Source organism: Microvirga lupini (assembly GCF_014191055.1).
GTDB classification, from domain to species: Bacteria; Pseudomonadota; Alphaproteobacteria; order Rhizobiales; family Beijerinckiaceae; genus Microvirga; species Microvirga lupini_A.
Map to the genome: position 1 here is coordinate 64,446 of NZ_JACHWB010000001.1, position 14,121 is coordinate 78,566.

The following is a 14,121-nucleotide window of genomic DNA, read 5'->3' on the forward strand; positions in this document are numbered from 1 at the left end:
CCGGGCAGGTGGCCGAAAAGAGCGCCATAAGGCTCCAAACGATAAAGATCAGAGGTGACGGTGATGTTCGTGGATCGTTCGATGAAGGCGAAGTGGATCAAAGGGATGCTGGCGGGTGCCGCCGTGTTTCTTGGCTCCGCGGCTGCCCAGGCTCAGACCCCGGTACGGTTCTCCCTGGACTGGCGTTGGGAAGGGCCGGCGGCACCCTTCGCGGTCGCCCTCGACAAGGGCTACTTCAAGGCCGAGGGTCTCGACGTCACGATCGATCCGGCGGCAGGATCCCGCGAGCCGATCTCCCGCGTGGCCTCGGGCACCTATGATGTGGGCTTTGGCGACGTGAACTCCCTTGTGCGCTTCCGCGACGAGAATCCGGGCACGGACATCAAGGCCGTGATGGTGATCTATGACCGTCCGCCTTTTGCCCTCATCGGGCGCAAGAGCCGGGGCATCAGCAAGGAGGTATCGAGCCTCCAGGGCAAGAAGTTCGGTGCGCCGGCCGCCGATGGCGCCTTCGCGCAATGGCCGATCTTCAAGGCCGTCAACAAGATCGACGATTCCAGCATGAAGTTCGAGAATGTCGGCTTCCCTGTTCGCGAGCCCATGCTGGCGCAGGGAGAAGTCGATGCGGTCTTCGGCTTCTCCATGTCGTCCTACATCAACCTGAAATCCCGCGGCGTGCCGGCGGACGACATCGTCGTGATGCTCATGAGCGATTACGGCGTCGATCTCTATGGCAACACCATCATCGTCTCGCAGAAGTTCGCTCAGGAGAAGCCGGAGGCCGTGAAGGGGCTCTTACGCGCCATCATGAAGGGCGTGCAGGACACGGTGAAAGACCCGTCGAGCGCCGTCGATGCGGTGATCAAGCGCAACGACGTGGCCAAGAAGGACGTGGAGCTTGAGCGCCTCAAGATGGTGCTGGAGCAGAACATGATCACCCCCTGGGTCAAGGAGAACGGTTTCGGAGGCATCGACAAGGCCCGCTTCGCCAAAGCCCTCGACCAGATCGGCCTGACCTTCACCTACAAGGCCAAGCCCGAAGTGGACGCGGTGTTCACGGAGCAGTTCCTGCCAGCGGCCGACCAGCGCAAGGTGAACTGAGCCTTCTCTCACCCTCCCCTTGAAGGGGAGGGCCGCGAGCATAAGCGAGCGGGGTGGGGGGGAAACGCTACGGTCTGCAAGGTCGCGCTACTCACCCCACCCCGGCCTGACGGCCGACCCTCCCCCTCAAGGGGAGGGTGAGATCACGGAGCGCCCCTTGTCTGCTTTCGTCGATATCCACGACGTGACCCACGTCTATGCGCGGGCCGAGGACGGCCTGCCGGCGGTCCAGAACCTGAACCTCAAGGTACACGAGGGTGAGTTCGCCGCCATCGTCGGTCCCTCGGGCTGCGGCAAGTCCACCCTGATGAAGCTTGCCACCGGCCTGCAGTTTCCGGCTGAGGGGACGGTCGTTGTCGATGGCAGGCAAGTGGGGGCTCCTGTCAAACTGGCCGGCATGGCCTTCCAGAACCCCACGATGCTGCCCTGGCGCACCACCCTCGACAACATCCTGCTGCCCCTCGAGATCGTGGAGCCGCACCGCTCGCGGCTGCGGCGGCACAAGGCGGAGTACGTGGCCAAGGCCGAGGGCCTGCTCGCCCAGGTGGGGCTGAAAGGGCAGGGTCACAAGTTCCCCTGGCAATTGTCCGGCGGCATGCAGCAGCGCGCCTCGCTCTGCCGCGCGCTGATCCACGAGCCCAAGCTCCTCATGCTCGACGAGCCCTTCGGCGCCCTCGACAGCTTCACCCGCGAGGAATTGTGGTGCGTGATGCGCGACCTCCATGCGGCGCAGAAGGTCACCATCATTCTCGTCACCCATGACCTGCGCGAGGCGGCGTTCCTGTCGGACCGAATCTTCTGCATGAGCGCGCGTCCGGGCCGGATCGTCGCCGAGCGGGAGGTGGAGTTCCCGCGGCCACGCGATCTCGAGATCACCTATACGCCTGAATTCTCCGCCCTCGTCCACGAATTGCGCGGCCATATCGCCCAGGCGCGCCAGGCGGCGTGAGGAACGTCATGAAAACCAAGAGCCAGCTCGCCCTCGCGCCGTGGGTCTTCACCGTCGGTTTCTTCGCCCTGTGGGAGATCCTCTGCCACGTCTTGAAGATCTCGAGCTTCATCCTGCCGGCGCCCTCCACGATCCTCTGGGCCGTGTGGGAATACCGGAACCAGCTCGCCTACCACGCCATGCATACCCTCTGGATGACGCTGGCGGGCTTTGGTCTGGCCGTCGGCTTCGGCCTCCTGCTCGGGATGGTGCTCGGCTCCTCGCGGCTCATCAATGCGGGCACCTATCCGCTGCTGGTCGGCTTCAACTCGATCCCGAAAGTGGCCGTGGTGCCAATCCTGGTGTTCTGGTTCGGCGTCGGCTGGGTGCCGCCGGTGATGACCGCCTTCCTGATCTCGTTCTTCCCCATCGTGGTGAACGTCGCCACCGGCATCGCCACTGTGGAGCCTGAGATGGAGGACGTGCTGCGGGCGCTCGGCGCCTCGAAGCGCGACATCGTGTTCAAGGTCGGCGTGCCGCGCGCCATGCCGTACTTCTTCGGCTCGTTGAAGGTCGCGATCACGCTCGCCTATGTGGGATCCGTGATCGGCGAGCAGAATGCGTCGAATGTGGGCATCGGCAACCTGCTCACGCGCGCGTCCGCAGCCTTCGAGGTGCCCCTCGTCTGGGCCGCCCTTGTGGTCCTCGCGGTGCTCGGCGTGATCATGTACGCGATCACGGCCTATGCGGAGCGCTCCATGACCGGCTGGGCGCAGCGCTCGCAGATGGCGGCATGAGGTAGACACCTCACACCCCTCTCCCCTCATCCTGAGGAGCCGCTGAAAGCGGCGTCTCGAAGGAGCTCCAGAATGCATGGGAAGCGCCTTGTCCTTCGAGACGCGAGCAAGCTCGCTCCTCAGGATGAGGCTCTTGTTGGAGATCCGCGAGAGGTGCTCACCGCCTCAGCGACAGCGGATTGTCCGACAGCGCCGCCGCATCGGGCTGATCGACGGCAGGCTTGCCGAGAAAGGCGTTCCAGAGCTTCTCCACCGTGTCGCGCTCGAGATCGTCGACGATGAACACGATGCGGCTGCGCCTGTCTTCGCTGGGCCAGCGCGGCAGCACGGCCGGCACGTGGATCACGTGCTGCACGCCGTGGATCACGACCGGATGCTCCGGGTCTTCGGCCAGCGCCACGAGGCCCTTCACGCGCAGGAGCTTCGCGCCCTGCGACGAGCGCAGGAGGTCGAGGAACATGTCGAGCGTGCCCTGGCGGATCGGCTGATCGCTCGTGAGGCAGAAGGCGCGGATCTTCTCGTCGTGCCGGTTTACATCGTGATGATGGTGATGGTCGTGGCCATGATGGTGGTGATGGTGTCCGTGCTGATGCGCATGGCTCTCACGCTCGGCCTCCTCGACCGCCTCCGTTTTCAGCCACTCGGCCACATCGGCGATCCTGCCTTCGAGATCGAAGAGGCCACCTGCGATGACCGCCTCGGCCGGCGCATCCGCCGCGAGCAGGGTTGCGCCGGGATTGAGCTGATGCAGCCGCTCCCGCAACTCCGAGCGCCTTGATTCATCGGCCACGAGGTCGGTTTTCGAGAGGACGATGCGCTCGGCCACCGCTGCCTGCTTCACGGCCTCGCGATGGGCATCGAGGGTCGTGGCACCGTTGACCGCATCGACCACCGTCACCACGCCCTCCACGGCGTAACGCAGGGACAGATACGGATGATAGAGCACCGCGTGCAGGATCGGCGCCGGATCGGCAAGCCCCGTGGTTTCGATGATCACGCGCTTGAACGGCATGATGCGACCGTTGTCGCGCTTGCGCAGGAGGTCTTCGAGGGTCGCGATGAGGTCGCCGCGCACGGTGCAGCAGAGGCACCCGGCGGAGAGCAGCACCATGCCCTCGTCGACCGTTTCCACCAGCAGGTGGTCCAGGCCGATCTCACCGAACTCGTTGATGATCACCACGCTGTCCTGCAGGGCGGGATCCTTCAGGAGCCGGTTGAGCAGGGTGGTTTTGCCCGAGCCGAGAAAGCCCGTGAGGATGGTGAGCGGCAGGGGGGCGGGAGGGGTCATCGGGCTGTCGGTCATCGTGTTCAATCCGCAATCGGCACCAGGGGCGCACCTTTCGGGCGGCGCTGCTCCAGCACAACGTTGGCCATGATGGCTCCCAGCACAAGGGCGCCGCCTGCCATCTGCAGGGGCGACAGGACCTCGTCGAGGATGAGGGCCGACGCGATGGCAGCCACCACGGGCTCGGTGCAGTAGATGATTCCGGCGGCCACCGCCGTGATGCGCCCGAGCGCCAGGAACTGCAGGACGAAGCCGAAGACATAGCCGCCGATGGTCATGGTGACCGCGAAGGGGGCGGCGGCCAGGGAGGAGGGTGGGGCGAGCTGCCCGGCCGCCAGGCTGATGAGCGCTGCGGTCGGCAGGACAAGCACATGAATCCAGAAGGTCTTGGCCATGACGCCGGTTCGGCGGCAGCGGGCGGCGGCGAAGAACTGAATCGCCGTGGCGATGCTCGCCCCGAAGGCAAGGGCGAGGCCGCGCCAGTCGAGATCACCGAAGGCCGGACCCACCACCAGGGCAACCCCGAGGGTGGCGACGGCCACGACGCCCAGCAGGGACGGCGTGAGCTTCGTGCCCTCCACGAAGGGGCTCGCGAGCACGATCAGGATCGGGAAGGTGTAGAACACCACGGCCGCCACGGTGACCGGGATATAGGCGACCGACGAGAGATAGCAGATGCCCACGAAGGCCGTGGCGACGCCGAGCAGGATCAGCGTGCCGCGCTCCTCCCGGGCCGCCTTCAGCGAACCGCGCATGACGGCCGCCACGATGCCGACCAGAACGAGCATCAGGAACACCCGGTACACCACGATCGCCGAGCCGCTGGCCCCGGCGAAGGAAGCGATGCGGGCATACACGATGTTGAAGCCGTAAAGACTCGCCGAGACGAGAGCGAAGAGCAGGCCTGTGGTGGGGGAGGAGGAATGGGTCATATGGGGCTTCGGCGGTAAGGCGGCACCGTTCGCCTGAACGGGCATGGATTGCAAGGCCCTTCTGCCCCGCCACATGCCTTTCGTTCCGCATTCCTGATGCCGGCCGGAGCGATGTTCCTCCTCTAAGGTCACCCTCCGTCCGGAGAGTAGTCAAGGTCGATCACCTGAGGGAAAGCTTGGCTTGAAGGCAGTCTTAATCACTTGGACTGACCGTTCAAGAAAGGATTTGCCGTGGGCACACCTCTTCCCACAGGGCCGGTTTTCAGGATCAACCCGATTAAATCCTATTCCGTCGGGCAAAGGCTTGCCACCCTCGAGGACGGTACCTTCGCCGTTGTCTGGTCTCAAGAGGTCATCGAGACCGTCAAGGACCCGGAAACAGGAGAGGTCATTTCGGAGACGAGGTACAGCACCGTCCGTGGGCAGGTCTTCTATGCCAATGGCGACAAGCTCGGCGAAGAATTCGTGATCAGCTCCTTGGAAGGCGATCATGCCGCTCTTGCAGTCAGCGATGTGGTCGCATTGAAGGATGGCGGTTTCGCCGTATCCTATGGCCGCTCACCGGACGGAGCGTTTGAGAATACAGATACCCTGATCCGGGTCTACAAAGCGGACCGCAGCGCCGGTGCGGAGATCGTTGCGACGCGGGAGACCGAAGGCTGGCAATCGAATTCCGTCCTCACGGCGCTGGACGATGGCGGCTTCATGCTTTCCTACCAGACCAGCACAGTGTTTGGAGAATTCCCTACACTGATGACTCAACGCTACGACGCGAACGGTGGGCGTTTAGGTGCCAGCAAGCCTATTAATCTCTCGAGTGACGAATTACAGAGTTTCACCACGCTCAAAAACGGCAATGTCGTTCTGGCATACTTTGATGAAGCCGGTGAGTTGCGATCTCACATCTACACGCCGAACGGTTTGGAAGTGACACCGGAAAACGGCATCATCCTGCCGAGCACCCGAGATGACAACCAAGTCCAGCCGTCCATCACAGCCCTTGTGGATGGACGCTTCGTTGCCGTGTGGACCCAATCCGGTGGAACCGGCGAGGATCCATTCGTCAATTCGATTCGGGGGCGAATCTTCACCTCAGACGGCACACCGGTCGGGAACGATTTCCAGATCAATGTCAAAACGCAGGGATCTCAGCGTCTCTCTTCCGTTGCCGCTTTGCCGAATGGTGGATTTGCCGTGGCATTCGAGGATTGGGACTTCGGTGATGGATCGCCCTCGGCCCGCGTCCAATCCATTCGCGTCGTTGCCTTTAAAGCCGATGGCACGCGCGATGGTGACGAAGTATTGGCCGTTACGGGAGGGTTCCAGGATGTCCAAAGTCCTCAACTTTCGGCTCTGGCCGATGGTCGGCTGCTGCTCACATGGACAGAGTTGAACGGGAGCAGAGAGCCCCATGGCGCCGCCCAGGTCCTCGATCCTCGCGTCGAGAGCCTCAACTGGTCGGGCTCCGACAATGAAGACAATTATGTTGGAACGGTTTTCGACGACACGCTGAAGGGAATGGCCGGCAAAGACCGTCTCTACGGCAACAACGGATCCGACACGCTGGACGGTGGGGTCGGGGCCGACAGCCTGGACGGCGGAGCCGGTCTCGACCTCGTGTCCTACGCGGCCGCGACGAGCCGGGTCGATGTGGATCTGGCCAAGAAGGCCGGCGCTGCCGGTGAGGCGACGGGCGATGTGCTGACCGCCATCGAGGGCATCGTCGGCTCGGCTTTCAATGACAAGCTCACCGGCGACGATCTCGCCAATCTGCTCAAGGGCGGGAGCGGCAACGACGATCTTCAGGCAGGCGCGGACCATGACGAGATCTGGGGCGGGGCTGGCAATGACAGCCTGAAGGGCGGCGCGGGCCGGGACGTCTTCGTGTTCGATACCAAAGCGAACACGAAGACCAACAGGGACAAGATCGCCGACTTCAAGACCAAGGACGACTCGATCTGGCTCGACAACAAGGTCTTTGCCAAGCTCGGAAAGAAGGGCACGGAAGACAATCCGGCCCAGCTCGGCAAGGTGTTCTTCACCATCGGCACGAAGGCGAAGGACAAGAACGACTACGTGATCTACGACAAGGCCAAGGGCGTGCTGCTCTACGATGCCGATGGCTCGGGCAAAGGCAAGGCGGTCGAGATTGCTGCTCTCTCGAAGAAGCTCGCCATGACCTACAAGGACTTCTTCGTCATCTGATCGGCAGCTTGGTCACGAAGCAAAATGCCTCCGCTTGTGCAAGCGGAGGCTTTTCTATGTCTCAGGTTAGGAGAAGCTGCGGGTCCGTGCTCCTCGCATGGAGCTCAGTTCGTCTTGGTGGACGGTTTCGCGGCATCGGCCTTCTGAGCCTTCGACTTCGTGTCCGCAGCAGGCTTCGCCGCCGGCTTAGGCCCCGTCACCGGCTTCACGGTCACGCTCACGCGGGGCGGGGTCTTGCCCTTGTCTGCGCTTTTGGCCGTGGCCTTTGCGGGCTCCTTCTCGGCGGTCTGTGCGTCGTCCTGATCAGCGTCGTCGTCCTGCTTGGCAGCCGCCTTGCCCTTCTTGGGAGCCGCCGCCTTCTTGGTCTTGGTCCGGCGAGCCTGCTCGGCCGCAGCTTCGGCTGCCGCCTGGGCGGCGAGCTCGGCCTCGCTCGGCGGATTCAGGCCGACCCAGACCCGCTCCGGCTGCACGGCGGTGCGGGGCCCGAGCACGGTGCGCACCGGCTTGTCGGCGGCCGTGCCGGCAAAGGCCATGACCTCCGAGGAGAACAGGTTCGGGATGTTGCTGTCGGTTTCGGCAACGGCCGGAGTGTCCTCCTCCTGCGGCATCGGTCCGCGGCGGTCGCAGATGACCGGGCGCATGTCCGGCGGCGTGGCATTGGCCGAGGCAGGCAGGGCTGCCAGTTCCGGATTGGTGAAGTTCACCTTGCTGTTGAAGCCGCGGTCGAACAGCTCGGCGGCCTTGATGGTGCGCTCGTTGGCGGAAGGAGCGCCGAGCACGACCGTGATCAGGTGGCGGCCGTCGCGATGGGCGCTGGCCACCACGTTGAAGCCGGACGAGCAGATGAAGCCGGTCTTCATGCCGTCTGCACCGGGATAGCGGCCGATAAGGCCGTTGGTGTTGCGCATGATGCGGCGGCCGAACTGGACGGCGCCGATGTCGAACAGGTCCTTGTGGTCCGGGAACTCCAGCAGCAGCGCGCGGGCGAGAAGCGCCATGTCGCGGGCCGTGGTCTGGTTGCGCTCGTCGGGTAGGCCATGGGGATTGGCGAAGCGGCTGCTCACCATGCCGAGGCGCTGGGCATGGGCGTTCATCAGCTCGGCGAAGCCGTCGATCGAACCTCCGATATTCTCCGCGATGGTGGCGGCGATATCATTCGCCGACTTCACCATCATGATCTTGAGGGCATTGTCGAGCCGGATCTGGGTGCCGGGCTTGAAGCCCATCTTCGACGGGGGCAGGGCGGCGGCGCTATCGGACACGATGAGCAGCGTATCCATGCTCATCTGGCCGGAACGGATCTTGTCGAGGGCCACATAGGCCGTCATCAGCTTGGTGATGGAGGCTGGAAACCAGGGGTCGGTCGCCCGCTCGGCGTGGAGAACGCGGCCGGATTCGACTTCGACGACAAGAGCAGGGCCGCCGGCGGCCAGAGCCGAACCGCCCATCAGGGCGGCAAGGGCAAAGGCTGTCACGCGGAGGGCTCGGCTAACGTTCATGCGGAACGACTCCTTGGCTTCGTTCAACGATAGGAGAGGATCGATCAAGCCCCGCCTGTCAGCTGGGCTATTTCTAGTGCCAAACCTTGGCCTTGGCTAGGTTGGGCCGTTTGTTGATTGCTTAAACTCCCCTTCTTAACGAATTCCATGGCAAGAGAGTGGCAAGAGCCGCGCGGATTGAAGATCGCCATGACTGCATCCCTCCTCTGGATTCCGGTGACCCTGGCGGCTGCGGCTGCCCAGACGGGCCGCAACGCCACGCAGCGTCGCCTCACCGAGACCATCGGGACCGTAGGGGCGACCCAGGTCCGGTTCCTGTACGGTTTTCCCTTCGCGCTCCTGGGCTTGGCCGCGATGAGTATCGCCACCGGGGAAACGCCGCCCAGCCCCAATGCAGCCTTCCTGGCCTATGCGCTCATGGGTGCCCTGACGCAGATCCTCGCCACCGCGCTCATGCTCTCGGCCATGCGGGAGCGCGCCTTCTCGGTGGTCACCGCCTATACGAAAACCGAACCCGTCCAGGTGGCCCTGTTCGGGCTGGTGCTCCTGGGTGATCCGCTCACCCCGGCCATGGCTCTCGCGATCGCGGTCGCCACGGGCGGCGTGCTGCTCATGTCGGTGAAGCCGGGCACGAGCCTGACCTCGGCCGGCCTCAGGCCCGTTCTCTTCGGACTCGCCTCGGGGGCCTTCTTCGCCCTGGCCGCCATCGGCTTTCGCGGCGCGATCCTGTCCCTCGACGAGGGCTCCCCGCTCATCCGCGCATCCACGACGCTGGTCTGGGGACTCGGCCTGCAGACCGCTGTCCTACTCGTCTGGCTCGGGCTCTTCGATCGTAAGGCGCTCGTGGCGAGCTTCGCCGCCTGGCGCCCTTCCCTGGGAGCAGGCTTCCTCGGCGCGCTGGCGTCTCAGTTCTGGTTCATCGGCTTCGCGCTCACCACGGCGGCCAATGTGCGCACCCTCGCCCTGGTGGAGGTGCTGATGGCGCAGGCGGTGTCCCATCATTTCCTGGCACAGGCGACCACCAGGCGCGAGTTGGCCGGGATGTTGTTCATCCTGGGAGGGGTTGCCCTGCTCTTGCTGGCGCAACGTTAGCTTGTCGCTGCGGTAGTCGCGTGATAACGAACAAAGTTGCATAAAAGACGAACATATTCTGGATTGCCTTATGACCGATGTCGCCGCTCCTGAGACCCTGCAGCCTGCTTATCGTGTCCTCCAGGTCGGCGATCCGGTTCCATGGTTCAAACAGAATTCCACCAGCAATCCGAATTTCAGCTTCGACACGGTGGCTGGCCGCTATGTCGTCCTGTGCTTCTACGGCACAGGCTCGGACGAAGCCGGCCAAGCAGCCCTGGCATCGTTCCAGGACCAGCACCGCTCCCTCTTCGACGATGACAAGATCGCTCTGTTCGGCGTGAGCGTCGATCCGTCGGACCAGTCTGAAGATCGTGCCCGGCAGATCATTCCGGGCATCCGCCACTTCTGGGATTTCGACGGCACGGTCGGGCGCCTCTACGGCGCCCTGCCGCGGAATGCCGAGCCTGGGCAGGGCGCTGTTCCGATCCGCCGCTTCTGGATGGTGCTCAATCCGTCCCTGCGCGTGCGCGCCATCTTCCCGTTCGAACAGGATGGCAGCGACCGCGACAAGGTGATGGCCTGCCTGCGGGATCTGCCGCCGGTCAGCCATTATGCCGGCTTCGAGCTTCCGGCCCCCGTCCTCGTCATCCCGGACGTGTTCGAGCCCGAGTTCTGCCGTCACCTGATCGGCCTCTACGAGCAGCATGGCGGCGAGGAATCCGGCTTCATGCGCGAGGTCAACGGCAAGACCGTGGCGGCGCACGATCCAAACCACAAGCGGCGCAAGGATTACACCATCGACGATCCCAATCTGATCCGGCAGGTGCAGCACCGCATCATCCGCCGCATCAATCCCGAGATCGAGAAGGTGCATTTCTTCAAGCCCTCGCGCATGGAGCGCTACATCGTCTCCTGCTATGCGGCTGAGGATGGCGGCCATTTCCGGGCGCATCGCGACAACACCACGAGCGGTACGGCCCATCGCCGCTTCGCGGTTTCGATCAACCTCAACGGCGATTTCGAGGGCGGCGAGGTGAGCTTCCCGGAATACGGGCCGCGCAGCTACAAGGCACCGCCCGGCGGTGCCGTGGTGTTCTCCTGTCCGCTCCTGCACGCGGTGTCCAAGGTCACGAAAGGCCGCCGCTTCGCCTTCCTGCCGTTCCTCTATGACGAAGAGGCCGCGAAGGTGCGCGAGGCGAACAACGCCCATCTCGGCGAGGGCGTGGGCGCGTACAGGGCGTGATCCCGGGTTAGCGTTCGCCGGCCTTGATCCACTTGTCCACCTTCGGCGGTTCGTAAGCACGAATGGCCTGAATTAGGGTCGCAGGCTCGCTCTCGACGATCAGCATGGCGCGGTGGATCGGCTTCACGAAGCCGCGGTCCACCACGTCGTCCAGGAAGTCGGTCAGCTTGTCGTAAAAACCGCCGGCGTTGAGCAGCGCGCAGGGCTTGCGGTGATAGCCGAGCTGCGCCCAGGTCCACACCTCGAACAACTCCTCGAAGGTGCCGAGGCCGCCCGGCAGGGCGACAAAGCCGTCGGCGAGCTCGGCCATGAGAGCCTTGCGCTCGTGCATGGAGCCCACCACCCGCAGATCGCTCAAGCCGCGATGGGCGATCTCCTTGTCCACCAGCGCCTGCGGCATCACGCCGATCACATGGCCGCCCTTGGCCATGGCTGCGTCGGCGACCGCGCCCATGAGGCCGACAGACGCGCCGCCATAGACGAGTTCGATTCCGTTGGCCGCCAGGGTCTCGCCCAGCGCACGCGCGGTGTCGAGATAGACGGGATCCTGCCCGGCATTGGAGCCGCAGAAGACGCACAGACGCATGGGTTCTTCCTTCGCGATTCGCTTCACCCCTCGATGGACGACAGGACAGGGCCGGGCTCAAGCCCCGAAAAGGCCTTCTTCCTCATGATCCGGCTTGCTGAATGGAGCAAACAAGCCCACTTTGTGGTCCAACAGCACAATCCTTGAGGAGACCTCCATGACCGCCTGCATCGTCGGCTGGGCTCATACCCCCTTCGGCAAGCTCGACGCCGAGACCGTCGAGAGCCTGATCGTCCGCGTCACCAACGAGGCACTGGAGCATGCCGGGATCGGGCCCGAGGATGTGGACGAGGTGGTGCTCGGTCATTTCAATGCCGGCTTCTCACCTCAGGACTTCACCGCATCCCTGGTGTTCCAGGCGAGCGACAAATTCCGTTTCAAACCGGCGACCAGGATCGAGAATGCCTGTGCGACCGGCTCGGCGGCCGTGCACCAGGCGATCAAGACCATCGAAGCCAAGCGCGCCAAGACCGTGCTGGTGGTCGGTGTCGAGCAGATGACCCGCACGCCGGGACCTGAGATCGGCAAGAATCTGCTCAAGGCCTCCTACCTTCCCGAGGATGGCGACACGCCGGGCGGCTTTGCCGGTGTGTTCGGCAAGATCGCCGGCGCCTACTTCCAGCGCCACGGCGACCAGTCCGATGCGCTCGCCATGATCGCGGCCAAGAACCACAGGAACGGCGTCGACAACCCTTACGCGCAGATGCGCAAGGATCTGGGCTTCGACTTCTGCCGGGCCGAGAGCGAGAAGAACCCGTTCGTGGCCGGTCCCTTGAAGCGCACCGACTGCTCGCTGGTCTCGGACGGTGCCGCCGCCCTGGTGATCGCCGACACGGAAACGGCGCTTCGCATGAAGCGCGCAGTCGCCTTCCGGGCCACGGCCCACGCGCAGGATTTCCTGCCCATGTCGAAGCGCGACATCGTTCAGTTCGAGGGCTGCACGGAAGCCTGGCGGCGGGCTCTGTCCCAGGCCGGCATCGAGCTCTCCGACCTGTCCTTCGTTGAAACCCACGACTGCTTCACCATCGCCGAGCTCATCGAGTACGAGGCCATGGGCCTGACCCCGCGGGGACAGGGCGCGATCGCCGTCAAGGAAGGCTGGACCAACCGCGACGGCAAGCTGCCGGTGAATCCCTCGGGTGGCCTCAAGGCCAAGGGCCATCCCATCGGTGCCACCGGTGTCTCCATGCACGCGCTCTCCGCCATGCAGCTCTGCGAGGAGGCCGGCGGAATCCAGGTGAAGAACCCGGTGCTCGGCGGCATCTTCAACATGGGCGGCGCCGCCGTGGCGAACTATGTGAGCGTGCTTGAGCGGATTAAGTGACAAAGCCCTAGGGCTTTGTCATCCCCGGCGGTCTGAAGGACCGGGAAGGGGATCCACTTGCACGCTCGGCGCTATGGATTCCCTTCCCCTCCGCTGACGCTCCGGCCGGGAATGACACTGACTGAGTCTCACTCCCCCGGCGCCTTGGCCTGAATGGCCAGGGCGTGCAGACCCCGGTCGAAGGCGCCTTGCAGCGTGCTGTTCACGAGGCGGTGACGCTCGACCCGGCTCTTGCCGGAAAAGGCTTGAGACACGATATAAACGTGGAAGTGAGTTTCACCGCCCTCCCGCCATCCTGCATGGCCGTGATGCTTCTCTGATTCGTCAGTGACGGTCAGTTCGGTCGGCTGCAGGTTCTCCTGCAAAGTCTGTGTGATCCAGTGGGTGAGGGTCATGCTGAAAGATCAATCCTTTTTGAACGGGTCTGCGGCCAAAAGCGCTCAGGCCTTGGCGCAGGGCCTGAAGCCACTCATAATCGCTGAATCATGGATCTCAACTCGCCTCTTTTCGACCGTATCCGCATCAAGTCCTCCTGTGACGAACCGCAGGAGACCAAGGGGCCTGTCTGCGAACATCCCGCCTGCAAGGCTGCGGGCGAATACCGCGCGCCCAAGGGGCGAGACCGGGAGGGCCAGTACTGGCGCTTCTGCCTCCAGCATGTGCGCGAGTACAATGCGTCGTATAATTATTTCGCCGGCATGTCCGATACCGCGGTTGCGGCTTTCCAGAAGGATTCCATTATCGGCCACCGGCCGACCTGGGCCATGGGGGTGAACTCCGCGGCAACCGGCGAGGGGCAGGGTGCCAAGGCCGAGCCCCGCGAGTGGGAATACGTCGATCCGCTTGGGGTTCTCCGGGGAGAAGACTTTACCCACGCCCGCGCCCGCCGAGCCTCGCCCGAGCCGAGGCGCCCCCGCTATACGGGAGCCGTGCGCCGGGCTCTCGACATCCTCGGCCTCGACGAGACCGCCGACGGACCGGCCATCAAGGCTCAGTACAAGTCCCTGGTGAAGCGCTTTCACCCGGATGCCAATGGGGGCGACCGCTCCTTCGAGGAGCGCCTGCGCGACATCATTAAGGCGCATGACACCCTCAAAAGCGCCGGCCTCTGCTGAAGACAATATCCTTTCAGGCAGACCCGATAGGC

13 protein-coding genes are annotated in these 14,121 nt (G+C 64.0%); 8 read left to right on the plus strand and 5 right to left on the minus strand.

Annotated features, from left to right (window positions below):
• The first annotated feature begins 63 nt into the window (after nucleotides 1-63).
• The 3 genes from FHR70_RS00300 (at nucleotide 64) to FHR70_RS00310 (ending at nucleotide 2,826) form a co-directional block, all read left to right on the plus strand.
• Nucleotides 64-1,101 carry an ABC transporter substrate-binding protein gene (locus tag FHR70_RS00300; protein WP_246407766.1) on the plus strand — a complete coding sequence of 346 codons (1,038 nt, stop codon included), beginning with the start codon at nucleotides 64-66 and terminating at the stop codon, nucleotides 1,099-1,101.
• A gap of 157 nt (nucleotides 1,102-1,258) precedes the next feature.
• Complete coding sequence (locus FHR70_RS00305; RefSeq protein ID WP_210277437.1) at nucleotides 1,259-2,050, plus strand: ABC transporter ATP-binding protein; 792 nt, start codon at nucleotides 1,259-1,261, stop codon at nucleotides 2,048-2,050.
• Nucleotides 2,051-2,058: 8 nt separating this feature from the next.
• Nucleotides 2,059-2,826 (plus strand): ABC transporter permease, encoded by a 768-nt coding sequence (locus FHR70_RS00310; RefSeq protein ID WP_183445952.1) that lies wholly within the window; start codon nucleotides 2,059-2,061, stop codon nucleotides 2,824-2,826.
• Nucleotides 2,827-2,983: 157 nt separating this feature from the next.
• Here FHR70_RS00310 and FHR70_RS00315 read toward each other — a convergent pair whose 3' ends face one another.
• Together FHR70_RS00315 and FHR70_RS00320 are read right to left on the minus strand one after the other, a co-directional pair.
• A complete protein-coding gene (locus FHR70_RS00315) occupies nucleotides 2,984-4,129 on the minus strand; it encodes a CobW family GTP-binding protein (RefSeq protein WP_183445954.1) in 1,146 nt (381 codons plus the stop codon).
• Between the two features lie 5 nt (nucleotides 4,130-4,134).
• Nucleotides 4,135-5,043, minus strand: coding sequence for a DMT family transporter (locus FHR70_RS00320; protein WP_183445957.1), 909 nt, complete (start codon nucleotides 5,041-5,043; stop codon nucleotides 4,135-4,137).
• A gap of 231 nt (nucleotides 5,044-5,274) precedes the next feature.
• On the opposite strand from FHR70_RS00320, the gene FHR70_RS00325 reads away from it, so the two are divergent.
• On the plus strand, nucleotides 5,275-7,248 hold the full coding sequence (locus tag FHR70_RS00325) for a M10 family metallopeptidase C-terminal domain-containing protein (protein WP_183445959.1): 1,974 nt from the start codon (nucleotides 5,275-5,277) through the stop codon (nucleotides 7,246-7,248).
• Nucleotides 7,249-7,352: 104 nt separating this feature from the next.
• Here the strand turns inward: FHR70_RS00325 and FHR70_RS00330 are convergent, their stop codons facing one another.
• Nucleotides 7,353-8,747, minus strand: a complete 1,395-nt coding sequence (locus FHR70_RS00330) for a D-alanyl-D-alanine carboxypeptidase family protein (RefSeq protein WP_183445961.1) — start codon at nucleotides 8,745-8,747, stop codon at nucleotides 7,353-7,355.
• Nucleotides 8,748-8,936: 189 nt separating this feature from the next.
• On the opposite strand from FHR70_RS00330, the gene FHR70_RS00335 reads away from it, so the two are divergent.
• Entirely contained in the window at nucleotides 8,937-9,839 is a 903-nt protein-coding gene (locus tag FHR70_RS00335) for a DMT family transporter (protein ID WP_183445963.1), read from the plus strand.
• Between the two features lie 70 nt (nucleotides 9,840-9,909).
• On the plus strand, nucleotides 9,910-11,064 hold the full coding sequence (locus FHR70_RS00340) for a 2OG-Fe(II) oxygenase (protein ID WP_183445965.1): 1,155 nt from the start codon (nucleotides 9,910-9,912) through the stop codon (nucleotides 11,062-11,064).
• 7 nt (nucleotides 11,065-11,071) lie between these two features.
• Here the strand turns inward: FHR70_RS00340 and FHR70_RS00345 are convergent, their stop codons facing one another.
• Complete coding sequence (locus tag FHR70_RS00345; protein WP_183445967.1) at nucleotides 11,072-11,650, minus strand: LOG family protein; 579 nt, start codon at nucleotides 11,648-11,650, stop codon at nucleotides 11,072-11,074.
• A 157-nt stretch (nucleotides 11,651-11,807) separates the two neighbouring features.
• Here FHR70_RS00345 and FHR70_RS00350 point away from each other — a divergent pair, with 157 nt between their 5' ends.
• Nucleotides 11,808-12,974 carry an acetyl-CoA acetyltransferase gene (locus FHR70_RS00350; RefSeq protein WP_183445969.1) on the plus strand — a complete coding sequence of 389 codons (1,167 nt, stop codon included), beginning with the start codon at nucleotides 11,808-11,810 and terminating at the stop codon, nucleotides 12,972-12,974.
• A 128-nt stretch (nucleotides 12,975-13,102) separates the two neighbouring features.
• Here FHR70_RS00350 and FHR70_RS00355 read toward each other — a convergent pair whose 3' ends face one another.
• On the minus strand, nucleotides 13,103-13,369 hold the full coding sequence (locus FHR70_RS00355; RefSeq protein ID WP_183445971.1) for a BolA family protein: 267 nt from the start codon (nucleotides 13,367-13,369) through the stop codon (nucleotides 13,103-13,105).
• A 90-nt stretch (nucleotides 13,370-13,459) separates the two neighbouring features.
• Between FHR70_RS00355 and FHR70_RS00360 the strand changes: the two genes are divergently transcribed.
• Nucleotides 13,460-14,089 (plus strand): J domain-containing protein, encoded by a 630-nt coding sequence (locus FHR70_RS00360; RefSeq protein ID WP_183445973.1) that lies wholly within the window; start codon nucleotides 13,460-13,462, stop codon nucleotides 14,087-14,089.
• Nucleotides 14,090-14,121: the final 32 nt, after the last annotated feature.